19 protein-coding genes are annotated in these 23,554 nt (G+C 46.4%); 17 read left to right on the top strand and 2 right to left on the bottom strand.

Annotated elements, in window-relative coordinates:
• Positions 1-64 precede the first annotated feature (64 nt).
• The 8 genes from odhB (at position 65) to JMY03_RS11155 (ending at position 10,689) form a co-directional block, all read left to right on the top strand.
• Entirely contained in the window at positions 65-1,327 is a 1,263-nt protein-coding gene (gene odhB, locus JMY03_RS11190) for a 2-oxoglutarate dehydrogenase complex dihydrolipoyllysine-residue succinyltransferase (protein ID WP_201603757.1), read from the top strand.
• Between the two features lie 273 nt (positions 1,328-1,600).
• Positions 1,601-3,052 (top strand): dihydrolipoyl dehydrogenase, encoded by a 1,452-nt coding sequence (lpdA, locus tag JMY03_RS11185; protein WP_201603755.1) that lies wholly within the window; start codon positions 1,601-1,603, stop codon positions 3,050-3,052.
• A gap of 254 nt (positions 3,053-3,306) precedes the next feature.
• Complete coding sequence (sucC, locus tag JMY03_RS11180; protein WP_025646142.1) at positions 3,307-4,473, top strand: ADP-forming succinate--CoA ligase subunit beta; 1,167 nt, start codon at positions 3,307-3,309, stop codon at positions 4,471-4,473.
• 117 nt (positions 4,474-4,590) lie between these two features.
• Positions 4,591-5,466 carry a succinate--CoA ligase subunit alpha gene (sucD, locus tag JMY03_RS11175; RefSeq protein ID WP_025646140.1) on the top strand — a complete coding sequence of 292 codons (876 nt, stop codon included), beginning with the start codon at positions 4,591-4,593 and terminating at the stop codon, positions 5,464-5,466.
• Positions 5,467-5,578: 112 nt separating this feature from the next.
• Positions 5,579-6,610 (top strand): UDP-glucose 4-epimerase GalE, encoded by a 1,032-nt coding sequence (gene galE, locus JMY03_RS11170; RefSeq protein ID WP_201603753.1) that lies wholly within the window; start codon positions 5,579-5,581, stop codon positions 6,608-6,610.
• Between the two features lie 73 nt (positions 6,611-6,683).
• Complete coding sequence (locus tag JMY03_RS11165; RefSeq protein ID WP_201603751.1) at positions 6,684-7,559, top strand: UTP--glucose-1-phosphate uridylyltransferase; 876 nt, start codon at positions 6,684-6,686, stop codon at positions 7,557-7,559.
• A 3-nt stretch (positions 7,560-7,562) separates the two neighbouring features.
• Entirely contained in the window at positions 7,563-9,242 is a 1,680-nt protein-coding gene (gene pgi / locus JMY03_RS11160) for a glucose-6-phosphate isomerase (protein ID WP_201603749.1), read from the top strand.
• A gap of 70 nt (positions 9,243-9,312) precedes the next feature.
• A complete protein-coding gene (locus JMY03_RS11155) occupies positions 9,313-10,689 on the top strand; it encodes a UDP-glucose/GDP-mannose dehydrogenase family protein (protein ID WP_201603747.1) in 1,377 nt (458 codons plus the stop codon).
• 237 nt (positions 10,690-10,926) lie between these two features.
• Here the strand turns inward: JMY03_RS11155 and JMY03_RS11150 are convergent, their stop codons facing one another.
• Complete coding sequence (locus tag JMY03_RS11150) at positions 10,927-12,399, bottom strand: phosphomannomutase CpsG (RefSeq protein WP_201603746.1); 1,473 nt, start codon at positions 12,397-12,399, stop codon at positions 10,927-10,929.
• A gap of 123 nt (positions 12,400-12,522) precedes the next feature.
• Between JMY03_RS11150 and mazG the strand changes: the two genes are divergently transcribed.
• The 9 genes from mazG to uvrC all read left to right on the top strand — a co-directional run bounded on the left by mazG (position 12,523) and on the right by uvrC (position 22,505).
• Positions 12,523-13,422, top strand: coding sequence for a nucleoside triphosphate pyrophosphohydrolase (gene mazG, locus JMY03_RS11145; protein WP_390880321.1), 900 nt, complete (start codon positions 12,523-12,525; stop codon positions 13,420-13,422).
• Positions 13,406-13,810: a ComEA family DNA-binding protein gene (locus tag JMY03_RS11140; protein WP_227675613.1), complete on the top strand. Its 405-nt coding sequence runs from the start codon at positions 13,406-13,408 to the stop codon at positions 13,808-13,810. Before mazG ends, JMY03_RS11140 begins: the two co-directional genes overlap by 17 nt.
• Before the next feature lie 260 nt (positions 13,811-14,070).
• On the top strand, positions 14,071-16,311 hold the full coding sequence (pcnB, locus tag JMY03_RS11135; RefSeq protein ID WP_201603744.1) for a polynucleotide adenylyltransferase PcnB: 2,241 nt from the start codon (positions 14,071-14,073) through the stop codon (positions 16,309-16,311).
• 26 nt (positions 16,312-16,337) lie between these two features.
• The gene (folK, locus tag JMY03_RS11130; protein ID WP_201603742.1) at positions 16,338-16,838 is read left to right on the top strand and encodes a 2-amino-4-hydroxy-6-hydroxymethyldihydropteridine diphosphokinase; all 501 of its coding nucleotides are present in this window, start codon (positions 16,338-16,340) and stop codon (positions 16,836-16,838) included.
• A gap of 86 nt (positions 16,839-16,924) precedes the next feature.
• Entirely contained in the window at positions 16,925-17,725 is an 801-nt protein-coding gene (gene panB, locus JMY03_RS11125; RefSeq protein WP_025646128.1) for a 3-methyl-2-oxobutanoate hydroxymethyltransferase, read from the top strand.
• 30 nt (positions 17,726-17,755) lie between these two features.
• On the top strand, positions 17,756-18,658 hold the full coding sequence (gene panC, locus JMY03_RS11120) for a pantoate--beta-alanine ligase (RefSeq protein WP_201603740.1): 903 nt from the start codon (positions 17,756-17,758) through the stop codon (positions 18,656-18,658).
• A gap of 104 nt (positions 18,659-18,762) precedes the next feature.
• Complete coding sequence (rapZ, locus tag JMY03_RS11115) at positions 18,763-19,710, top strand: RNase adapter RapZ (protein ID WP_201603738.1); 948 nt, start codon at positions 18,763-18,765, stop codon at positions 19,708-19,710.
• Between the two features lie 58 nt (positions 19,711-19,768).
• Positions 19,769-20,278: a ribosome biogenesis factor YjgA gene (gene yjgA / locus JMY03_RS11110; protein ID WP_025646123.1), complete on the top strand. Its 510-nt coding sequence runs from the start codon at positions 19,769-19,771 to the stop codon at positions 20,276-20,278.
• A 367-nt stretch (positions 20,279-20,645) separates the two neighbouring features.
• The gene (uvrC, locus tag JMY03_RS11105) at positions 20,646-22,505 is read left to right on the top strand and encodes an excinuclease ABC subunit UvrC (RefSeq protein ID WP_201603987.1); all 1,860 of its coding nucleotides are present in this window, start codon (positions 20,646-20,648) and stop codon (positions 22,503-22,505) included.
• A gap of 457 nt (positions 22,506-22,962) precedes the next feature.
• On the opposite strand, the gene JMY03_RS11100 is transcribed toward uvrC, so the two are convergent.
• A complete protein-coding gene (locus tag JMY03_RS11100; RefSeq protein WP_201603736.1) occupies positions 22,963-23,538 on the bottom strand; it encodes a dihydrofolate reductase in 576 nt (191 codons plus the stop codon).
• Positions 23,539-23,554: the final 16 nt, after the last annotated feature.

The following is a 23,554-nucleotide window of genomic DNA, read 5'->3' as shown; positions in this document are numbered from 1 at the left end:
TGATTTGGCTGGTTACCACAATTTCATAATAAATAATATTTATCCCAATCTAAGGAGTATATCGATGGCTGAGATTAAAGCCCCCGTGTTTCCAGAATCGGTAGCTGATGGCACGATCGTTGAGTGGCACGTTACTGAAGGTCAACAAGTCAACCGTGATGATATCTTAGCGGAAATCGAAACGGACAAAGTTGTATTAGAAGTAGTCGCTCCAGATGACGGCGTAGTCACCAAAATCGTTAAGCAAGTCGATGATACGGTTGAGTCAGACGATCTTATCGCTGAGTTTGAAGCTGGCGCTAGCGGCAGTACCGATAGTGAAGACAGCAGCGGTGATGATGCGGAAGCTCCAGCCGTCAATCCAGATCAGCCTGTGGCGCCAGTACAGAAAAAGCAAGCAGCTGATGGCGGTGAGCCAGTACAAGCGACAGACAAAAAAGAAGACGATCATAAAGACCAAAGCCCAGCGGTACGTAAAGCGGCGAAAGAGTCTGGCGTTGATCCAAAAAATGTCGAAGGCAGTGGCCGTGATGGCCGAGTTACCAAATCTGATATGGCAAGCCCTAAACTCAAAGCCGATAGCAGCATCAAAAACGATAAGGGGACGCCAGTCGCCGAATCGGGCGAGCGTAGCGAAAAGCGCGTACCGATGACTCGTTTGCGTAAGCGTGTTGCCGAGCGTCTACTATCAGCGACTCAAGAAACAGCGATGCTGACGACGTTCAACGAAGTCAACATGAAGCCACTAATGGATATGCGTACTAAGTACAAAGATCAGTTTGAGAAGCGTCATGGTGTGCGTCTAGGCTTTATGTCGTTATTCGTCAAAGCTGCTACTGAAGCGCTAAAACGTTTCCCAGCAGTGAACGCCTCACTCGATGGCGATGATATCGTCTATCATGGTTTTTATGATATCGGTGTTGCTGTATCATCAGATCGCGGTTTAGTTGTACCTGTACTTCGTGACACGGATCAGATGAGCATGGCGGATGTCGAAAGCAAAATCCGTGAGCTTGGCGGTAAGGCACAAGAAGGTAAGCTCGGTCTTGATGAGCTGACAGGCGGTACGTTCACCATCTCTAACGGCGGTGTCTTTGGCTCACTCATGTCAACGCCTATCTTGAACCCACCGCAAACTGCTATCTTAGGTATGCATGCGATTAATGAGCGTCCGATGGCTGTCGATGGTAAGGTTGAGATTTTGCCAATGATGTACCTAGCGCTGTCGTACGATCACCGTATGATTGATGGTAAAGAGGCGGTACAGTTCTTGGTGACACTTAAGGATCTTGTCGAAGACCCAACCATGCTGTTATTAGACCTATAAGCTTCTAAGCTTGTATTGGCATTTGCTAATACAAGCTTTTTAACTTTATGTCAATAAATGTTCTGTCTTGCCTACTGTTTAGAACAATAAACTTCACCTTAAAACTCTCGCTATTCATTTTAGATAAATCATCCTATCAAGATAGTGTATTAGCTATACATCTTGAATTTGATGCTTTATCAATCGATTAAAATAAATAGCTATGCAAGCGAGAATAACGTCAATAGCATAGAGCCAAACTAAATTTTACGATAAAAATATTAGGAAACTACTATGAAAGATAATTATGATCTAGTCGTTATCGGCGGCGGACCTGGTGGTTACGAAGCGGCTATTCGTGCCGGTCAGTTGGGTATGAGCGTCGCTTGTATCGAAAAACGTGTTTACAAAGGCGAGCCGGCGCTTGGCGGTACTTGCTTGAACGTTGGTTGTATTCCATCAAAAGCTTTACTTGATACCTCACATCGCTATGAGGCGACAAAAGACGAGCTCGACGAGCATGGCATCAGCACTGGTGATGTCGGCATCAACGTCGAGAAGATGATTGAGCGTAAAGAAGGTATCGTCAAGCAATTAACCGGCGGTGTTGCGGCACTACTCAAGGGCAATGGTGTTGACTGGCTACAAGGTTGGGGAACGTTAGTCGACGGTAAAGGCGATGACAAAAAAGTTAAATTTGTTGCGCTAGAGGATGATGCAGAAAGCACTATTACTGCCAAGAACGTTATCTTAGCCTCAGGTTCTGTGCCTATCGATATTCCAGTTGCCAAAGTCGATCACGAGCATATCGTCGACTCGACTGGCGCGCTTGATTTCACTGAGACGCCAAAGCGCTTGGGCGTGATTGGTGCAGGCGTTATCGGTCTTGAGCTTGGTTCAGTATGGCGTCGCTTGGGCGCGGAAGTCGTGGTTTATGAAGCGCTGCCTGAATTTTTAGCCGCTGCGGATAAAGATATCGCCAAAGAAGCTCGTAAGATGTTCAAAAAACAAGGCTTAGATATCCGCGTCGATACCAAAGTGACTAATGCAGAAGTCAAAGACGGTCAAGTCGTCGTCACTAGCGAAAACAAAGGCGAAGCCTCAGATGAGAGCTTTGATAAATTGATCGTTTGTGTCGGTCGCCGTGCTTACTCTGAGAAGCTACTTGGCGAGGACAGCGGTGTGACGTTAACCGAACGCGGCCTTATCGATGTCGATGATCAGTGCAAAACCAATCTAGATGGCGTATATGCTATTGGCGATTTAGTACGTGGCCCGATGCTCGCGCATAAAGCGATGGAAGAGGGCATGATGGCGGTTGAGCGCATTCATGGCGAAAAAGCACAAGTCAACTATGACACTATTATCAACGTTATCTATACCCATCCAGAAATCGCTTGGGTTGGTCTGACTGAAAAAGAAGCTGCGGATGCAGGCTATGAGGTCAAAACAGGCTCATTCAATCTAGCTGCTAACGGTCGCGCGCTGGCGCAAAGTGAAGCGCAAGGCTCAATCAAAGTCGTTGCCGATGCTAAGACCGATCGTTTACTCGGTATGCATGCTATCTCTGCTGGCGCCGGCGACATCGTCCATCAGGGCATGATCGCGATGGAATTTGTCTCTAGTATCGAAGATTTGCAGCTGATGACTTTCGCGCATCCAACGATTTCAGAAGCGGTACATGAAGCTGCCTTATCTGCTGATGGCCGTGCTATTCACGCTATTCAGCGTAAAAAACGTAAATAGTATCCGTGCAGGTATGTCCTTAGTCAGTCATCACTTCGTCCTAAAGAAGATGGCAACTAAAGCGTCAATAGCTGTCAAACTGGCAGGCTAATGCGCTGTCATGCGGACAACCTTAAGCATAGAATTACAGCTAGTAGCGCTATCTATTATTATCGCTCTAGCTAACAATAAGCGCGCTGTCAGTTATATCATGGCGCGTTTGTTTAACTATTTATTATCATTTTCTCAATTGAAAAAAATAAAGGATACAATCAATGAATTTACATGAGTATCAAGCCAAAGAGCTATTGAAAAGTTACGGCCTACCGATCCAAGAGGGTATCGTTGCTCACAGCGGTGACGAAGCTGCCGCTGCTTTTGATAAGACTCCAACAGACATCGCTGTTATCAAAGCGCAGGTTCATGCGGGTGGCCGTGGTAAAGCGGGCGGCGTTAAACTTGTCAAAACTCGCGAAGAAGCTAAGCAAGTTGCTGATGAGCTTATCGGTACTAACTTAGTCACCTTTCAGACTGACGCTGATGGCCAACCGGTCAATTTTGTCTTAGTCGCAGAAGATATGTATCCGGTACAGACTGAGCTATATTTAGGCGCAGTTGTCGATCGTTCTACCCGCCGTGTCACCTTTATGGCCTCAACCGAAGGCGGCGTTGACATCGAAGAAGTCGCTAATGAGACGCCAGAAAAAATCTTCAAAGTCACTGTAGATCCATTAGTCGGTCTCATGCCTTATCAAGCGCGTGATGTTGCGTTCCAGTTAGGTCTAGAAGGCAAACAAATCAATCAGTTCGTGAAAATCATGACTGGTGCTTATAATGCCTTTGTGGATAATGACTTTGCTTTACTCGAAGTTAACCCATTAGCGGTACGTGAAAATGGCGAGATCGTCTGTGTCGATGGCAAAATTGGTATCGATTCAAACGCGTTATTCCGTCTGCCAAAAATCGCCGCGCTACAAGACAAAACGCAAGAAAATGAGCGTGAGCTAAAAGCTGCAGAGTTTGACCTTAACTATGTTGCGCTAGAAGGTAACATCGGTTGTATGGTCAACGGTGCCGGCCTTGCTATGGCGACCATGGATATCATTAAGCTATACGGCGGCAAGCCTGCTAACTTCTTGGACGTTGGCGGCGGCGCAACTAAAGATCGCGTCGTTGAAGCGTTCAAGATTATTCTAGAAGACAGCAGTGTCGAGGGCGTACTCATTAACATCTTCGGCGGTATCGTGCGCTGTGACATGATTGCAGAAGCTATCATTGCCGCGGTAAAAGAAGTCGATGTACAAGTACCTGTCGTTGTGCGCTTAGAAGGTAACAATGCTGAGAAAGGTATCGAGCTGCTCGAGCAGTCCGATGTCAAAATCATCTCTGCTCAAGGCTTAGCGGGCGCTGCCCAAAAAATCGTCGATGCTGTTCAAGCCTAACTTATCATCAGTAGGTAAACAGTAGAGTTCATCAGTAATAGTCGCTGCTTGCTTGCCTATAGCGAGTAAGCCGCTATTACTAACAGCTATCAGACAAGCGAATACAAGGATAAAACAATGAGTGTATTAATTGATAAAGATACCAAAGTATTAGTACAAGGCTTCACCGGTAAAAACGGTACTTTCCATTCTGAGCAAGCGATCGAATATGGCACTAAAGTCGTTGGCGGCGTAACCCCAGGTAAAGGCGGACAAACGCATTTAGGTCTGCCAGTCTTTAACACGATGGCAGAAGCAATGGATGAAACACAAGCGGATGCGTCAGTCATTTATGTGCCTGCGCCATTTGTGCTAGATTCTATCGTTGAAGCGGTCGATGCCGGCGTTAAGCTGATTATCGTCATTACCGAAGGCGTACCGACGATCGATATGCTAAAAGCGAAGCGCTATATCGAAGAAGCGGGTGATGTGCGTATGGTCGGTCCGAACTGCCCAGGTGTCATCACGCCAGGCGAGTGCAAAATCGGTATCATGCCAGGTCACATCCATCTGCCAGGTAAAGTCGGTATCATCTCCCGCTCAGGTACGCTAACTTATGAAGCGGTGGCGCAAACCACGAAGCTGGGCTTTGGTCAGTCAACCTGTATCGGTATCGGCGGTGACCCTATCCCAGGCATGAACCAGATCGATGCGCTAAAACTGTTTGAGGCCGATCCACAGACTGAAGCTATTGTACTTATCGGTGAAATCGGTGGTACCGCTGAGGAAGAAGCGGCCGCTTATATTAAAGACAACGTTACTAAGCCAGTAGTCGGCTATATCGCTGGCGTCACAGCACCTGCTGGTAAGCGCATGGGCCATGCTGGCGCAATCATTTCTGGCGGTCAAGGCACAGCTGAAGAGAAATTTAAGGCCTTTGAAGATGCAGGCATCGCTTACACGCGTGACCCATCAAAAATTGGTGATAAGCTGAAAGAAGTTACTGGCTGGTAAGTCAGGTATTCTTGATAGTAGATAAAGAGTTAAGAACCAACTACTAAAGCTATGTTGAGAAGTAAGAGAAACACCCCTATAATGGGGTGTTTTTTTATGTTTGAAAATTGCTATGAAAAATAAAATATTAGTGACGGGTGGTGCTGGGTATATTGGTACTCATACCTGTATTGCTCTGCACGAGTCAGGATATGAGATTGTCATTTACGACAATTTATCTAATAGCAGCTATGAAGCTATTAATCGCGTTTCTAATCTCATTGGACAGTCTATCGAATTTATCGAAGGTGATATCCGTGATGCTGGGAAACTAAAAGAAATATTTAACTTGCATGAGTTTTTTGGGGTGATTCACTTCGCTGGACTCAAGGCAGTAGGCGAGTCAGTCGCTAAGCCTCTAATGTATTATGACAATAACGTTAGCGGGACCATCACTTTACTTGCAGTAATGGCTGAATTTGGCGTGAAGAACTTAGTCTTTTCTTCCTCAGCTACTGTCTATGGTGATCCCGAGACCTTACCTATCAATGAGACTTCACCGCGTTCTGCGACTAACCCTTATGGCCAAAGCAAGCTCACGGTTGAACATGTCTTAGAAGATTTAGCAGCAGCAGACAAAGAGTGGAGTCTGATTACTCTTAGATACTTCAATCCGGTAGGAGCGCACGAGTCAGGACAAATTGGTGAAGATCCAAGCGATATTCCAAATAACCTGATGCCTTTTATCTCGCAAGTAGCTGTAGGTAGACGAGACAAGCTTAGTATCTTTGGTAATGACTATCCGACTATCGATGGTACAGGGGTGCGTGACTATATTCATGTCACTGATTTGGCACAAGGCCATGTCGCTGCACTTGATCATTTACAGCAGCAGACTCATGCAGCAGGATTTTTGCCTATTAATTTGGGCACAGGCAGAGGTAGCTCAGTTCTGGAGTTGGTTAACGCTTTTAGTAAAGTAAATAAAATAGATATCCCTTATCAGTTTGCGGCGCGCCGTGCTGGTGACATTGCAAGCTGTTATGCTAGTGCAGATAAAGCGCAAGAGCTGCTAGGATGGCAAGCTAAGCTTTCCATTACTAATATGTGTGAAGATACTTGGCGCTGGCAAAGCATGAATCCTGACGGCTATAACACAAAATAGACGCGGTTATACTAGAGCAGCTCAGAAAAAATCGTTATATTGCCTTAAAACTAACTAAAAGCACTATTAATCTATGAAAAAAATAACCCATGCCGTTATTCCTGTCGCAGGCTTCGGCACTCGTATGCTACCACTGTCCAAGTCCGTACCTAAAGAGTTATTGCCTTTAGGAAATCGCCCGGCCATTCATTACGTCGTCGAGGAAGCTATCGCCGCCGGCATCAAGCATATCGTCCTTGTCGGTCATGCGCAAAAAAGCGCGATTGAAGACTATTTCGATATAAATGCCGAGCTTGATACGCAATTACGTCATAAAGGCAAAGACGAGCTGGCTGATAGTCTCAACTGGCTACCGGATGATGTCAGCGTGTCGATGATCCGCCAAGGTAGGGCTTTGGGCTTAGGTCATGCGGTATTAGCAGCGCGTCCCATTGTCGGTGACAATGACTTTGCAGTCTTACTGCCCGATGTCGTGCTTGATCCCTTTACTGGCGATATGGCTACTGACAACTTAGCCTTTATGTTGGCGGAATTTGTTAAAGATCAGCATTCACAGATACTCGTTGAGCAAGTCGCCGATAGCGACGTCCATAAATATGGCATTGCCAAACTTGTCGATAGCACTACTGAGATCAGTGACAGTACAGACAGTAATGCTAGCTTTGGGGTAGCGGGATTTGTCGAAAAGCCTGATTTAACCGATGCGCCGTCGCGCCTAGCGGTAGTGGGTCGTTATGTGTTTAGTAATCAAATCTTTGACTATTTGGCCAACACCAAAGCTTCTGTCGGCGGCGAGATTCAGCTAACCGATGCTATCGATGCGCTGATTAGTGAGTCTGGTGTTAATGTCACCACTATGCGCGGTGATAGCTACGATGCTGGTGACATGCACTCTTATATGCAAGCTTTTATTTACTTTGCTGAGCAGCAGCTCGCATCTAAAGGGTAGCTGATGAACGATATGAGTGCCAATAACATTTATAGCAGTGCTCGCGACTCTGAGTATTGGCAACAGTTGCAAACGTTAGCGAAGCAGAAGTGGTCGATAGCGGAGCTGTTTGCAGAGGATAGCAGTCGAGCGCAGCGCTTTTGCGCGCAGGCAGGCAGCCTGTATATGGATTATAGCAAGCAATGTATCGATGAGTCGGTATTAGCAAGTTTGTTACATTTGACTGAGAGCTGTGAGCTAACAGCGCGTATCAAAGATTTGCTACAAGGCGCTATGGTCAATACTAGCGAAGAGCGTGCGGCACTACATACTGCGCTGCGATTGCCTGAGGGCGCAGAGTTAGTCGTCAATGAGCAGGACGTGGTCAGTGATGTGCATCACAGCTTACAGCAAGTTGAGCGTTTATCGGCGCGGATTCGTAATGGTACTTGGCGCGGGTTTTCGGGTAAAGCCATCACTGATGTGGTCAATATCGGCGTCGGTGGTTCAGACTTAGGCCCACTAATGGCAACGTCTGCGCTAGATGAGTGGGCTGATACAGATATTATCGTGCATTTTGTCTCTAATATGGATGGCTCGCAGCTCGATAACTTGCTAAAACGTTTAGATGCTGAGACGACGCTATTTATCATCTCTTCTAAATCTTTTGGCACCGTTGATACGCTATCTAACGCCCAAACAGCACTGTCTTGGTTATTAACGACAGCGGCTCTATATTCAGGCTCGCAAAATAGCGTGCTGCGCCGTCACTTCATCGGTATCTCTGCCAACAGCGCCAAGATGACGGCATGGGGCATTCATCCTGAGCATCAGCTGCAGCTTTGGGAATGGGTCGGTGGTCGCTTTTCTTTATGGTCAGCGATTGGGCTGGCGATTGCCATTCGTATCGGTATGAGTCAGTTTCGTGAACTGCTCGCTGGCGCTCATAGTATGGATCAGCACTTTGCTAGCGCGGACTTCAAAGACAATCTACCAGTGCTATTAGGCTTGCTTGCGGTTTGGAATAGTACCTTTTTACAGATACACGCGCATACCGTCTTGCCTTACGATGGTCGGCTTGAGTACCTGCCAAGCTACTTGACTCAGCTGGAGATGGAGAGTAACGGTAAGTCAGTGACACATGACGGTACTCATATCGACTATGATACTTGCCCGATTTTATGGGGCGAGATTGGCTCCAATGCCCAGCACGCGTTTTATCAACTGCTACATCAGGGCACTCAGCATGTCTCTTGCGACTTTATCGCTTGCGTGCGTCACTATAGTGATGACGTGCAAAACAGCTCACTACAGCATCAGCATGAGTTGTCTTTATCTAACTGTTTGGCGCAGAGCCGAGTATTAGCCTTCGGTAACGCTGCTGTCGCTGCTGTCAGTACGACGGTTTGTACGACGGTTTGTACTACGGATAAATACAAGCATTATCGCGGCAATCAGCCTTCTACGACCTTGCTGCTCGATGAGCTGACCCCACATAGTTTAGGCGAGCTGATTGCTTTATATGAGCATAAGGTCTACGTGATGGCGAGTATATGGGACGTCAACCCTTTTGATCAGTGGGGGGTTGAGATGGGTAAGCAGATGGCCGAAACTGTCTATCAGGCAATGCAACAAGACAGCACCGCGCCTTTTGATAGCTCTACCAATCAGCTCCTTGCGCATATCAAGCAGTTATTTGAATAACGGTGGCAAGACAAAGTATAGAAATGAGAGTCGACTTTGCGGCTGAGAAAACGATAATTAAGGGAATGCTATGAGCTCTGAGTCTGCTGTTAATAATGATCACACATTGAACGACAAGTCATCTGAGGTCTGCGTGATCATCGGTCATAGTATCGAAGCCATTACTAGCGCGGTGGTGTTAGCGAGCCTAGATCATCAGGTGCACATTTATGCCGATTTAGACTTGTTAGTGCAGCAAGTTGAGCAGTATGGCTTTGAGCGACATTTACAGGCATTATGGCAGCTATATGGACAGCAGCAGCAAATCGTTCAATGTGCATTACCGGCTAGCGCGGATGAGCTTATTCAAAGTTATGAAGGCAAAGTTGGCCAATCGCTAGACGAACAAAAAGCGACGCCCTTATCAGTCAGTTGCTATTGGTTATTTTTGGAGAGTATCAAAAGCGTTTGGACAGATGATAACTGGGTAATGGCCTTTAATCATAGTCAGCAGCAGACGACGCCCGTTATTATGAGTGGTATCGAAAAGCTCGGTCATATCACGAAGTTAGCAGACAGCTTGCAGCGCGCTTGGGTTTATTATGTGCCGTTTGTGTTTTTGCAAGATGGTGAGGCTTACAGCTCAATGCTCAAACCCTCGCTGTGGCTGTTGGGCGAAAAAACGCCTGAGAGTAGTCATCAGCTAACTGTGCTGCAGCCGTTACTACAATATGCTCGCGCTTATCATCATGCTGATATTGCCACTATCGAGTTTGCGCGTAGCAGTATTATGGCGATGCTAGCGACGAGAGTGAGCTTTATGAATGAGCTATCGCGCTTAGCGGACAGTCAACAAGTGGATATCGGTCAAGTCAGCCGTATTATGGGGTTAGACGCACGGGTAGGCAGTAGCTATCTGCAGGCAGGCTGGGGCTTTGGCGGCCATACGCTACCAACTGAGCTTGACAAGCTGCAGCAATCATCGCAAGACAATAGCGTCAATATGCCTTTACTGCAGTCAGTACTGCACATCAATGATGACCAAAAAGAGCTGATTTTCCGCAAATTCTGGCAGCATTATGATGGTTTTATAGATAACAAAACCGTGATGATTTGGGGCGGTAGCTATAAGTCAGGCTCAGGGCGTACCACAGGCTCAGCTATCCATCCGCTACTGGCGCTACTATGGTCTTATAACATTAAAACCTTAGTCTATAGTGATAAAGCCAAAAGCTCGCTTGCCAAGGACTATGGGCAGCAGCCACTGCTACAACTGCTTGATAGTCCTTATGAGCAGCTCGCTTACGCGCAGGCGATTTTTATTATTAGCCTATCGCCGCAGCACCAGCTAGACATCGCGCAGCTCAACCAATTCGCTATGCCGATATTTGATGCACAAAATGCTTTATCACGCCCACAAATAAACGCGCTTGTCGGCGCTTATACAGGTATTGGGCGTGCGAAATAAGGCCACAAGACTATCCTAGTTGTAAAGGAAGCATTTGATTGGCGTAGGCTGGGTTTTACTCCAGCCTACAAACTAGAAACACAGATTGTATGACTCTATCTTTTCGCATGAACGTTGCCTAATCCGTTATAGTCAATCAATATTAAAAGTGGTACAAGGCAGACGAGTGCAAGTACTACAGTAGTAGTAGGCTAAACGAGTCTAACGCTGTAACACTTTAATAGTGGTTCGACTATATTAAGCCGGAACCGCTCCTTGCTGAGCTAGCCAGTCCTCAATCTCATTGATTTTGGTTTTTAGTAAACCCTTATCGCCACGAGTCTCTATATTGAGCCGAATTAAGGGTTCAGTATTGGAAGCCCGCAAATTAAAACGCCAATCGCCAAAGTCAAGACTAAGCCCATCTAGAGTAGATTTACGGGGTTTTTCATCTGCAAATCTACTTTCTATATTCTCAATAATCGCCTGCGCATCATGCGTGGTTAAGCGAAAATTCAGCTCGCCTGAGCTTGGATAAGCGCTGATGTAACCGTTGACGAGTTCTGATAAGCTTTTACCCGTAATTGATAACAGCTCAATAGTCAACAGCCACGGAATCATACCGCTATCGCAATAAAAGAAATCGCGGAAATAATGGTGCGCCGACATCTCGCCGCCATAAATCGCTCCGGACTCACGCATGACTTGCTTGATAAAAGAGTGCCCTGACTTACTGATCACTGCCTTGCCACCGAGATCGTCAATCACCGCTTCGGTGTTATAAATAACGCGCGGATCATAAACGATGGACTCATTTGGGTACTTATTAAGAAAGGCCTGCGCGAGCATACCGACCACATAACTACCGTCGACAAACTCGCCGGTCTCATCGAATAAGAAGCAACGATCAAAATCACCGTCAAAGGCAATGCCTACATGAGCCTTATTGTCTAATACCGCTTGGCGAGTGGACTCTCTGTTGACTAAGATCATTGGATTAGGAATACCATTAGGGAAGCTGCCGTCAGGCTTGTGGTGCAGTTTGATGATCTCAATAGGCGCGTCAGCTTGCACGAGTTTATCAATCAGTAAATCAACGACGGGACCGGCGCTACCATTACCTGAATTAATCACTATTTTTAACGGTTTGAGCTTGTCGATATCGATAAAGCCAATCACGTGATCGATGTAAGCGCTTTTATCCGTTAGTATTGCCAATTCGCCTTTTTGCTTGATCGCAGCAAAGTCACCCGACTCAGCCAAGGCTTGAATCTCAGCTAAGCCATCGTCCGCACTTATGGGTTTTGAGTGCTCCTTAACCAACTTTAGACCATTGTAGTTAATTGGATTATGACTCGCGGTGACTTCGATACCGCCTAACGCTTGGTAATGGCTAGTAGCAAAATACACCTCTTCGGTGCCGGTCATTCCTAAATCGATAATATTAACACCGGCATCCAATATACCGGCGATAGTCGCTTGTTTTAGGGCTTCGCTGGAGTCGCGGATGTCGCAGCCTATGACCACTGCTTTTTTTAATGTTTCTAACTCAGCGTCATCATCAATACGCTGCGATAAAATTTGCGCGAAGGCGCGACCAATGCGGTAGGCTATGTCTTCATCGAGAGTCACGCCAAGCTCGCCGCGAATATCGTAGGCTTTAAACGAGCCGATAGTGATGGGATCGAAGGTAGTCGTAGGCTGGTAGCTGGTAGTATTGACAGTAGACATAAAACAGATATTCCTAGGCTTAAAAGTGAAAAGCATTGTTATTCTTCAATAAGCATTCAATGGTACACTAACTTGTAAGCGGCTTTAAGTAATTAGTGTTAAACGATAAAAATAAGAGTGACTATGGTTATGACTATCGATGATAATAATTCACAAGTTAATGAATATCAGACTAAAACCTTACCACCGCAGCCGGTAAAAGACACACCCACTGCCACCGGTGAATTAGGCGATTTACTGGCTTTAATGGCACGGCTGCGGCGCGATTGTCCTTGGGATAAAAAGCAAACCAATCACAGCCTGATCCCTTATGCGATAGAGGAAGCGTACGAGCTTGGCGCGGCGGTGCAGACTGATGACGATGAGGATATCAAAGGCGAGCTTGGCGATGTGTTATTGCAAGTGATTTTTCACTGTCAGCTTTATGCGGAGCAAGGGCGTTTTGATATGAGTGATGTGATTACCACTTTGCAACAGAAGTTAATTCGTCGTCATCCGCATGTGTTTGAAGCGGAGAGTCTTAAAGACGAGGCTGCGGTAAAAGCGCGCTGGGATGAGATAAAGGCGGAGGAGCGGCGAGTCGACGAAGCGCGGGGCAAACCGCGTCGGCGTTTGGATGCGACGAAGGCAGGTAGTGCGCTGATGCAAGCGCAGTCAGTACAAAGCCAAGCGTCAAAGTTAGGCTTTGATTGGGAAGGAGTGGCAGGCGCGTTTGAAAAGCTAGAAGAAGAGATCGATGAATTAAAAACTGAAATTACCGGCAAGTCCAAGGCTGAGATAAAAGCCAATAGTAGTGATATTGAAAAAGAGCTTGGTGATTGTGTCTTTGCCTTAGTCAATGTTGCGCGTAAGCTCAATCTTGATGCAGAAGCGGCGACTTTAACTTGCGTTCATAAATTTAAGTCGCGCTTTGGTTATATCGAAGATCAGCTGCAAGCTCGTGGTAAAAGCTTGGAAGAGAGCGATATCGATGAGATGGATGCACTTTGGGAGTCCGCCAAACAACATGAACGCGCTTTATAAGCTTATCAACTATCGAGGTGTGCAAAACCATAATAAACGCTCACGCCTTGAGTCAAGTGCTATTTTGTCTGTTTTAATCCTATGCTTTATGATAATTAAGGTGCAAGCAGCGGTTTGTTATGCAGATCCAAAGCAGGCTTATGAGTATCTATTAGCGCAAGAGAATTATGAAACGCAAGCGCGTGAGCAGGCCGTGGTCAATATCAATAGTGCTAGCGAGGGCGAGCTGGTAACGCTTGACGGTATTGGTAGCAGTAAAGCGCAAGCCATTATTCTGTATCGTGAGATGTTTGGCCCGTTTACAAGCGTTGATGAGCTAGAGAAAGTAAAAGGTATCGGCGCTAAAACCATAGCAAACAACCGAGCGCGCATGCGGGTGCAGCATTAGGCGTTAAATCATTTTTTAATTCGGCAGCTCAGTCAAAAGCGTTACGCCTTGAGCACTTGCCAAAATCTCTGCCAAAAACTAGCTATATTAATAAAGTAGCTCTGTTATTTGCTATCGGTTATAAGTTTTTTAGCAAATCGGCTGTAAGTAAATGTCATAATACAACAATCAAGCCTAAAATTTGTTAAACTAACCGATGTGTTTGCCTGATAAACGCTGTGTTTATCGGGAACGACAGAATACCGGCGAGGAGTAGATGCATGGCCGAGCGTGCCGCCAAGCAGTTAGAACTGAATAAATCTGAATTACCCAATTCCATTACCGAAGTTATTGCCACTTTATCGCGAGCTGGGTTTGATGCCTATATCGTCGGCGGCGGAGTGCGCGATACTTTATTAGGGCTTGCGCCCAAAGATTTTGATGCGGTCACCGATGCCAAGCCATACGAGATAAAAGATGTCTTTGGTAAGCGCTGCCGCATTATCGGTCGCCGCTTTCAGCTAGCGCATGTTTATTCGGGCCGTGAGCTCATTGAGGTGGCAACTTTTCGTGGCCCGCCCAATAATAAAGCAAGTACCAATCAAGACGGTATGATTTTGCGTGACAATGTTTGGGGCGATATCAAGCAAGATTTTGCCCGTCGCGATTTTTCAATTAATGCGCTGTATTATCAACCGCTAAAAGGCGTAGTCCATGATTTTTGCGGTGCGCTTGAAGATATTGACAATAAAATCATTCGCTTGTTAGGTCACGCGCCTATTCGCATCGAAGAAGATCCTGTGCGCTTGCTACGGGCGCTACGTTTTAAGGCCAAATTAGGCTTTGAGTTTGACAAAGAGCTCTCCAAGCAGTTCCACGAAAGTAATTGGGCACTGCTTGAGCAAATCTCGCCGCACCGTCTCTATGACGAGACGCAAAAGATGTTTACTGGCGGCTATCTAGTACCGCTATTGCCGCTTTTATTCGAATATGGTGCTATCGATAACCTGTTTATCTATCCGCCTGCAGAGCCAAGTCCATTAGTACAACAAGTCGCTATCAACACTGATAAGCGTATCGCTGCCGGTAAGAGTATCAACCCTGCCTTCTTCTACGCCGCTTTATTGTGGGAGAATTACCTGCATCAGCTAGAAAAAGCGAAAAACCGTAATATGCCTTTTGGCGATGCGCAGCTACATGCCGCAGGTAAAGTGATCGATCGTCAGCGCATCAAGACTGCCATTCCGAAGTTCGCTGAACAATTTATCCGTGATATTTGGATTTTGCAGCCGAAGCTGGCGGCGCCGCGTAACAAGCAGATTGAACAATTGGCTGAGCATCCGCGCTTTCGTGCGGGTTTCGACTTTTTATTATTGCGTGAGCAGTGCGGCGATAGCGAGCATCCGTTATCCGAGTCTACCAATGGCATGGGTGAGTGGTGGCAGACTTATCAAACCTTGTCCGAGAGAGACAAGCAGCAAGCCATCGCTGATTTTGATGAAAATATCCGCCGCGGCTCTTACAAAAAAGGTCAGCGTGGACGCAGGCGTAATCGTCAAAAGCAAAACGATACTACCCAAGCGACTGCCCACAGCAATCCCGACCAAGTCAAAGTCAGTCGAAGTCATAATAATCAATCGGCAAATGATACTGCCAATGTACCTTCGCGTCGTCGCCGCCGCAATAGTGATAAAACGGGCACTCAGAATAAGGCTCAGCAAGGCGCTAGCCCTGAGCAGCTGCAACAAGATAGTCAAGAGCTTGAACAATTGCAGCAATTGTCATTAGCCGCGACTAAAAAATCGCATAAAAAGCCTGCCGCGCCAAAGCCGTTGTTTGTGATTGAAGACGAAAGAGTTGTGCCACCGCTAAACAAACAGTTGGCTGGCCAAAATAGTAGCGATAATGCTGATAAAGATAGAGTCAATCATAACAGCACGAATAGCAATGCTAACGCTAGCAAGGCGGTGAAATCTGGCGGCCGTAAAGTCTCTGCCAAAAATAAAGCCGCTGCAGACAATCAAGAAAGCGCTCAATCAGCAGCTGACAAGACACCAGCTCAGCCTTCAAAATCTAAGCAATCAGAAGCTAAGCAATCAGAAGCTAAGCAGTTAGAAGCTTCAGCCACTATGTCAGTACCGCAAACGCCAAAGTCGGTAGCGAGTGCTAAAAGTAGCGAGCCTGTCCCTAGCAAGCGTCGCCGTAAGCCGTTAAATTTATCTGAACCTGCAGCAAATAACAGTACAGATAAAGCGCTGCAAGACGGCGAAGCTTCTAAGAGCGGCAAAGCTGCTAAAAAAGACACTGCTGCCAAAGCTGCTAAAAAAGACACTGCTGCCAAAGCCGAGAAGAAAGCCCCAGCTACTAAATCCGCTACTCAAGCTGCCGCTAAGTCTAGTCATCCTAAAGCTAATACTACGCCAGCGACAGCAGCAACTCATAAAGGCGCGGTACCAGCCAAACGCCGACGCCGTCAGCCTAGCACTAAAAGTAGTAGCAAAAACAGTACCGATAATGCTTGATAGTGATAAGCTGAGTGAAGGGGCGTATGAGTAACCATTGGACCACTTGTTATTTAGGCTTAGGCAGTAATTTAGCTAATGAGCTTGGCTCGCCCATTGAGCATTTACAGCAAGCGCTGCTCAGCTTAGAGCAGCATCAGGACATACGTGAGCTGCGAGTGTCTTCTTACTATGCGTCAGCGCCAATGGGCCCGCAAGATCAGCCCGACTTTATTAATGCTGTGGTGGAAATAAAGACAACTTTAGCGCCTCTAGCGCTGCTTGCTTTGTGTCAGCAGCTAGAGAAGCAAGCGCAGCGCGAGCGTGTGCGCCGTTGGGGCGAGCGTAGTTTGGACGTTGATATTTTGCTTTATGGTCAGCAGCAAATTGATGAGCCGGCGTTGATAGTGCCGCATGCAGGACTGCATGTGCGCAACTTTATGCTAGTGCCGCTACGCGAGCTAGCGCCTGAGCTTATGATTAAGAGCCAGCCACTCTCAGATCATCCATTGAGTGCAGACTGGAGCGGCCTTAAGCTTATTGAATAAGTGCAAAAAGCTACGCTAAAAGTCACCGCTCGCTCCTATCTTTATTAGCTATTCAAAATACTTTTATTTAAGTCATTGAGGGTCATATGACGACTTTATCTACGCTAAAAAAGTTCAAAAAAGACGGTACTAAGTTCACTTGCCTGACTTGCTATGACGCCATGTTTGCGCGGATGATGGAGAAGGCTGAGATTGATACTATCTTGGTTGGTGATAGTTTAGGTATGGTGGTGCAAGGTCATGAGTCGACTTTGCCAGTCACTGTAAACGATATGGCATACCATACCGCGAATATCGCCCGTAGTAATAAACAAGCGCTGATCTTAGCGGACCTGCCTTTTATGAGCTATGCGCTTGAAGCTGAGGCTATCGCTAATAGCCGTCAGCTGATGCAGGCAGGCGCGCATGTCATCAAGATAGAAGGCGGACGTGAGCTGAGTCGTTTGGTCGCGACTTTAGCGCAAGCCGGTACGCCAACTTGTGTACATTTAGGCTTAACGCCGCAGTCGGTCAATGTCTTTGGCGGTTACAAGATTCAGGGTCGCAGCGATGAAGCGGCAGACAAATTATTAGCGGACGCCAAAGCAGTGGTAGAAGCGGGCGCGGCGCTATTGGTACTAGAGTGCGTACCTGCAGAGCTTGCTAAGACAGTGACTGAGGCAGTCGCGGTACCTGTCATCGGCATTGGTGCTGGCGCAGATACCGACGGTCAAGTGTTAGTGATGCATGACATGCTGGGCATGGTGCATGGGCGCGCGCCAAGATTTATTCATGATTTCTTAACTGATGAGCGCAACACGGAACGTAGCATCGAAGGCGCGTTTGCGCTGTACCAGCAGTCGGTACGTGAAGGCAGCTTTCCGCAGGCGCAGCATCAGTTTGATTAATATTATCCGATACAATAAGAAGACCCTTTGATGCCTATCATTTATCATCATATTGCAAGCTTGCAAGACACCTTAAATCCTCTGCGTAGTCAGCAGCGTATCGCCTTAGTACCGACGATGGGTAATTTGCATGCTGGACATTTACAACTGGTCAAAATGGCTAAACAACACGCTGATATCGTGGTGGTCAGTATTTTTGTCAACCCAACTCAGTTTGGCATTGGTGAGGATTTTGATAGCTATCCGCGCACTCTTGAAGCTGATGTGGCCAAGCTTGCAAGCGTAGACGCCGATTATGTGTTTGCGCCTAGTATTGATGAGATGTATCCGCAATTGCCACCGCCTACCAAGGTTACGGCAGGTAATATAGCCATGCAGTTGTGCGGTGAATCGCGGCCGACGCATTTTGATGGCGTAGGTATTGTCGTCACAAAACTGTTCAATATTGTGCAGCCTGATGTGGCATTTTTTGGTCAAAAGGACTATCAGCAACTAGCGATTATTAAGCAGTTAGTCAGAGATTTGAGTTATCAGATAAAGATTATCGGCGCGCCTATCGTGCGAGCAGAAGACGGCTTAGCGTTATCTTCGCGCAACCAATATTTAACTGCTGCTGAGCGACAAACCGCACCTGTGTTACATGAAGTCCTAGAAGATTTGGCTGAGCAATTAGCGCAAAAAATAGCAGCAGATAGTTTTGATGAGTCCGTACTGCAATCATTATTAACAAAGGCGGCTCAGCGTATCACACAAGCTGGGTTTGAGATAGACTATCTACAAGTAAAAACGACTGATCTACAAGCTATCGATTTTGAAGCGTTTAAGCTCAAAGAAAATCAGCAAGACTTGATTATTCTAGTTGCAGCCACCTTAGGGCAGGCAAGGCTACTGGATAATCAATTGGTACTACTAAACCGCCCATTGGTCAAATAGTCATATTATCGTCAAATAAATAGCGTAGGATAGAGACAGTGAGCTCAGTCGTTTAGAGCGCAGTAACGGTATTTATTAATCAGCTTATGGATTAAGGTAATAGCATGGAAGTGGACAAGCTCGGCGCAAATGCTCAAACGCCATCGCCTAACAGCGATAAGCTCAGCGTGCTTATTATCTCTGGACGCTCAGGCTCAGGCAAGACCTCAGTGCTCAATGCTTTGGAAGATTTGGGCTATTACTCTATTGATAACTTACCGTTATCTTTAGTGCCTGAAGCGGCGCATAAGCTTGTCAACGAAAGTAACATCAAGCGGGTGGCACTGGGTGTCGATATTCGCTCACCGCGAGCTGACTTGTCGAACTTTGCAGCGATCCAGCAGCAGCTACATAATCGCTATGGCGAGGCAAAAGTACAAGTAATCTACGTCACCGCGCAAGAAGATATCTTGGTTGCTCGCTTCAACGCCACGCGCCGTGTACATCCGCTAATGTCGCAAGATGCTGATGGAATCAAAAACACTAGATATAACTTGCCCGCCGCGATAAAAAGAGAAGTTGAATTATTACAGCCCATCGCTAGCCGCGCCGATATCACTATCGATACTAGCAAGCTTAATATCCATCAGCTCAAAGAGCGCCTGCGCGATCAAGTCGGCGCAGAAAACAAAATCGTCATTAATTTACTATCGTTCGGCTTTAAATACGGCACGCCTATCGACGCTGACTTCGTCTTTGACGTGAGAATCTTGCCTAACCCGCACTGGAATGCCGATCTACGTAGCGCGACTGGCTTAGATAGTGAGGTTGCCACGTTTTTTGCGGATTATCCAGAGGTCAGTGAAATGAGCGAGGATATTGCTCACTTTCTTACGCGCTGGCTGCCCAATTTTTTGCATAATAATCGCCATACCGTAACCGTCGCTATCGGCTGCACAGGCGGCAAGCATCGCTCGGTTTTTATCACTGAAAAGCTACAGCGTCATTTGACCCAGCATCTACCAAAAGAGCTAACCGTAGTCGCTAAGCACCGTGAAAAAAATCGCTGGTAGTCGCTTATTTTAGTCGCTACTTTATGTCTTTTATTCCCATTATTTTTAGAGAGCTTTTATGATTGATTGGTCAGAACAAGACATGCGCGTTTCGCGTACCGAACTCAAAAAATCTCACGAGCGGCTACAAGCGTTATCGATACCCTTAGCCAATTTATCAAAAAAGCAATTAAAAGCCTTGCCAGCCAGTGATTATTTTATGGCGGAATTGATGGCTTTAGCTGATATTACTAGTGCTAATGCGCGTAACCGTCAGACTAAGCGGGTCGGTAAGCTCATCAGCGAAGAGAACCGTCACGAGCTTGTCAAAGCGCTGTTTGAGGCATTTTTTCCGAATGAGCAAGTCGCTAAGATAGAAAGCTGGCGCGGCAGGCTCAATATCAATGATGAGAGCACGCTTAAGCAATTCATTAAGCAATACACGGCCTCTGAGCGTAATAGCCTGTATCAGCTATTATTGTGGGTTGAGTACGCCAAACATATGCAAGACGATGAGCTGATGGAAGAGTCTGAGCAAGATCTGGCCAGTTATATTCGCGAGGTTGCTATTTTGTCGCAGCTCAAATAATACTGCTCAAACAAAAACAGGTTGTAGCAATAAAAAGGTCAGCTTAGCGCTGGCTTTTTTTGCATTGGTGTTTTGGTAAAGAAATGCGCAAGTAAGATAAATATTTAGGTAGGATAGATATTATAGACACTATAGATGTCCAAAGATGTCCAATAAAGCAGATAATGGCTTGATAAGGTTGTTGTTTTCCATCTTGTAATCTAGTCGGCAGCTCCCCATAAATAATAGTAATTCGAACCCTTCGAGAGTTTTAGTGGTTATGGTTAAAGTTCTAAAATCGAATACTGACAGCGATACTAGTAGTGAAGTCAAAAGTGCTACTAGTAAAGGGGCTAGTGCGAATGACAGTATGAGTGCAAACGATAATATGGGTGCAGACAACAGTAAAAATACTGTTGAAGTAGAGAGTAAAGACGATAGAAAAGCTCGTTTAAAGCACCTAATCAAGCGCTTACCTAACTTGCCAGGCGTCTATAAAATGCTGGGTAAAAATGGTGATATTCTCTACGTGGGTAAGGCCAAATCATTAAAAAGCCGCGTTAATAGCTACTTTGCTAAGACTATCGACCATCCAAAAACTCGGGCTTTAGTTGCGCGTATTCATAATATCGAAACCATCATTACTCGTAGTGAGACCGAAGCGCTGCTGCTCGAACAAAACCTCATTAAAGAATACCGTTCCCCTTATAACGTGCTGCTGCGCGATGATAAGTCTTATCTGTATGTGTTTATCTCTGCTGATAAACCCTATCCGCGTTTGGCTTATGGCCGCGGCAAAGGCAACCATCAAAAAGGCCGTTTTTTTGGGCCTTTTCCTTCAGCGCATGCAGCAAAAGAGACGCTAGTGCTAATGCAAAAGATGTTTCAAATGCGTCAATGCACTAATACCTTTTTTAAGCAGCGTAAGCGTCCTTGCTTGGAGTATCAAATCAAGCGCTGCCGTGCGCCTTGTGTGGGACTGGTGTCGCCAGAAGAGTATCTCGAGGATGTCAATAATACGATTCGTTTCTTAAAAGGCGACTCTAGCGATATCCATAGTGCTTTGATCGAAAAAATGGAAGGCGCTGCCGAAGCATTGGACTTCGAAAAAGCGGTGTTTTATCGCGACCAGCTATCGATGCTGCGCGAAGTGCAAGCGCGGCAAGCGGTCTATACCGTGCAAGGTGAGGCCGATGTTATCGCCATCTCTAGCCAAGCTGGCATGACAACAGTGAATGTGCTGACGGTCCGCGGCGGGCGCGTGCTCGGTGGCAAGAACTACTTCCCTGATGTTGATAGCAGCGAGCCTATCGCTGATAATTTATCCGCTTTTATTACCTCGTTTTATTTTCAGGTGACTGACGACTTACCAAGCGAGATTATCTTAAGCCACAAACTACCCGATCAACAAGCCATCAGCGAGGCACTAACGACTCATTTCGGTAGTAAAGTCACCATCAAGACTAACGTGCGCGAACACCGCGCTGAATGGTTAGATTTGGCCACTCTTAATGCTAGCAATGCGCTAAAGACTAAGCTTGGTGATTATCTTGAGCTGCATGCGCGCTTCAATGCTCTAAAAGATGTGCTCGCTGATGTCACCGATAGAGCCATCGATCGCATTGAGTGTTTCGATATCTCGCACACTATGGGCGAGGCGACTATCGGTAGCTGCGTGGTCTTCGATCAGGGCGGGGCGCGCCGGCGCGACTATCGTCAATATGCTATTCACGATATTGTCGGCGGCGATGATTATGCGGCGATGCAGCAAGTATTGACCCGCCGTTATAAAAAGCAGCCGTTGCCGGATTTACTACTGATTGACGGCGGTAAAGGGCAGATGAGTATCGCTAAAGAAGTGCTGACAGAACTTGCAATCTTAGGGGATACTTTGCTCATTGGCGTAGCCAAAGGCGAGGGACGTAAGGCAGGGCTCGAGGTGCTACATTTCTTAGACCATGAGCCGCTTGATCTACCTATGGACAGTAAAGCGCTGCATCTACTGATGCATATCCGTGATGAGGCGCACCGTTTTGCCATCACCGCGCACCGTAAAAAGCGTGATAAGCGCCGCTCTTCTTCAGTGTTAGAAGTGATACCTGGACTGGGCGAAAAGCGTCGCCGTGATCTGCTCAATCACTTTGGCGGTATGCAGCAACTACTGGGTGCATCGCAGCAGGAGCTGGCAGGCGTCAACGGCATTGGACCTGTACTTGCCAAGACGATTTATAAGGTGTTGCATGAGTAGAGTTTGCAACCACTCGCTATTTTATAGCTATATTAGGGCGTGTTGAACATTCGACCTTGGCACTGACAGAGACTATTTTTTAGGCGATTTGCAGATAAAAATGGTAAGTTTAGTCACTCTAAGCGTCTATTTTTATCAATAAAGCGGCAAAAAATAGTCCTGTCCCTGTTGTTGTAGTTAGGGCTGATGCTAAAATCGCCCTAGTCGTTGCGACTGTTTAATTAAAATCAGCTAGCCAATGCAATAAGCATTACCTGCAATTTTAACGACGACTAGAACACAGCTTTGATTAACTAGTAGCGATCAGCAGTGCGCATTTGTGAATGTTCAACACGCCCTAGGTTTTAAATGGCATTGGTTTAAGCTAGGCTTTAAATAGCCTAGCTTTTTTATGGGTTAGAATTTAGCTAGCTATAGGCTAGGTTTTTAACCCAGCATTTTTTTAACAAATGATAAACTAACCTTGTCTTCTATAACTCACAAACTGAAAGTCCAAACCACTTTTTTCATCATGCTGAGTGTCGGAGGTTTCTGCGGCGATAAAATCGCTTGGCAGCTCCGGGAAAAATGCATCACCATCGCTGATTTCGGTATCGACATGGGTCAGCTCGATGCGATCGGTGTACATAATCGCATCTTTAAACACTTTTTCGCCGCCGATCACCCAGATTGTATCTAAATGCGCGCCATGAGCGAGGCTAGCCGCTTGCGTCAAGGCATCATCTAAATTATGCACCACATAAGCATCATCACGATCGGTGAGGTTCTTTTGTTCAGCATAATCAAGCTGAGTGCTGATGATAAAGCTGACTCGCTTAGGGAGCGGCTTACTGCCCATCGACTCAAAGGTTTTGCGGCCCATAATGACGATACCTTGAATGCTATCTGCATCGCCATCGTTTTGCTTAGTGGTCATAGCCTTAAAATGCTGTAGATCCGCTGAGATATGCCAGGGTAGCTCATTGTCTTTACCGATACAACGGTTGCTACTAATCGCTGCGATTTGGGCCACTTCAGTATGCGCGTAACTCATCACTTATCCCTTTTAT

Source organism: Psychrobacter submarinus (genome assembly GCF_904846685.1).
Taxonomy (GTDB): Bacteria; Pseudomonadota; Gammaproteobacteria; order Pseudomonadales; family Moraxellaceae; genus Psychrobacter; species Psychrobacter submarinus.
The sequence above is the reverse complement of the archived record's forward strand: the minus strand, read 5'-3'. Positions and strand labels throughout refer to the sequence as shown.

What these genes read in the sequence shown, in the direction of transcription:
- odhB (WP_201603757.1), top strand. Translation starts at nt 65, where the DNA reads ATGGCTGAGATTAAAGCCCCCGTGTTTCCAGAATCGGTAGCTGATGGC.
- lpdA (WP_201603755.1), top strand. Translation starts at nt 1,601, where the DNA reads ATGAAAGATAATTATGATCTAGTCGTTATCGGCGGCGGACCTGGTGGT.
- sucC (WP_025646142.1), top strand. Translation starts at nt 3,307, where the DNA reads ATGAATTTACATGAGTATCAAGCCAAAGAGCTATTGAAAAGTTACGGC.
- sucD (WP_025646140.1), top strand. Translation starts at nt 4,591, where the DNA reads ATGAGTGTATTAATTGATAAAGATACCAAAGTATTAGTACAAGGCTTC.
- galE (WP_201603753.1), top strand. Translation starts at nt 5,579, where the DNA reads ATGAAAAATAAAATATTAGTGACGGGTGGTGCTGGGTATATTGGTACT.
- JMY03_RS11165 (WP_201603751.1), top strand. Translation starts at nt 6,684, where the DNA reads ATGAAAAAAATAACCCATGCCGTTATTCCTGTCGCAGGCTTCGGCACT.
- pgi (WP_201603749.1), top strand. Translation starts at nt 7,563, where the DNA reads ATGAACGATATGAGTGCCAATAACATTTATAGCAGTGCTCGCGACTCT.
- JMY03_RS11155 (WP_201603747.1), top strand. Translation starts at nt 9,313, where the DNA reads ATGAGCTCTGAGTCTGCTGTTAATAATGATCACACATTGAACGACAAG.
- JMY03_RS11150 (WP_201603746.1), bottom strand. Translation starts at nt 12,399, where the DNA reads ATGTCTACTGTCAATACTACCAGCTACCAGCCTACGACTACCTTCGAT.
- mazG (WP_390880321.1), top strand. Translation starts at nt 12,523, where the DNA reads ATGGTTATGACTATCGATGATAATAATTCACAAGTTAATGAATATCAG.
- JMY03_RS11140 (WP_227675613.1), top strand. Translation starts at nt 13,406, where the DNA reads ATGAACGCGCTTTATAAGCTTATCAACTATCGAGGTGTGCAAAACCAT.
- pcnB (WP_201603744.1), top strand. Translation starts at nt 14,071, where the DNA reads ATGGCCGAGCGTGCCGCCAAGCAGTTAGAACTGAATAAATCTGAATTA.
- folK (WP_201603742.1), top strand. Translation starts at nt 16,338, where the DNA reads ATGAGTAACCATTGGACCACTTGTTATTTAGGCTTAGGCAGTAATTTA.
- panB (WP_025646128.1), top strand. Translation starts at nt 16,925, where the DNA reads ATGACGACTTTATCTACGCTAAAAAAGTTCAAAAAAGACGGTACTAAG.
- panC (WP_201603740.1), top strand. Translation starts at nt 17,756, where the DNA reads ATGCCTATCATTTATCATCATATTGCAAGCTTGCAAGACACCTTAAAT.
- rapZ (WP_201603738.1), top strand. Translation starts at nt 18,763, where the DNA reads ATGGAAGTGGACAAGCTCGGCGCAAATGCTCAAACGCCATCGCCTAAC.
- yjgA (WP_025646123.1), top strand. Translation starts at nt 19,769, where the DNA reads ATGATTGATTGGTCAGAACAAGACATGCGCGTTTCGCGTACCGAACTC.
- uvrC (WP_201603987.1), top strand. Translation starts at nt 20,646, where the DNA reads ATGGGTGCAGACAACAGTAAAAATACTGTTGAAGTAGAGAGTAAAGAC.
- JMY03_RS11100 (WP_201603736.1), bottom strand. Translation starts at nt 23,538, where the DNA reads ATGAGTTACGCGCATACTGAAGTGGCCCAAATCGCAGCGATTAGTAGC.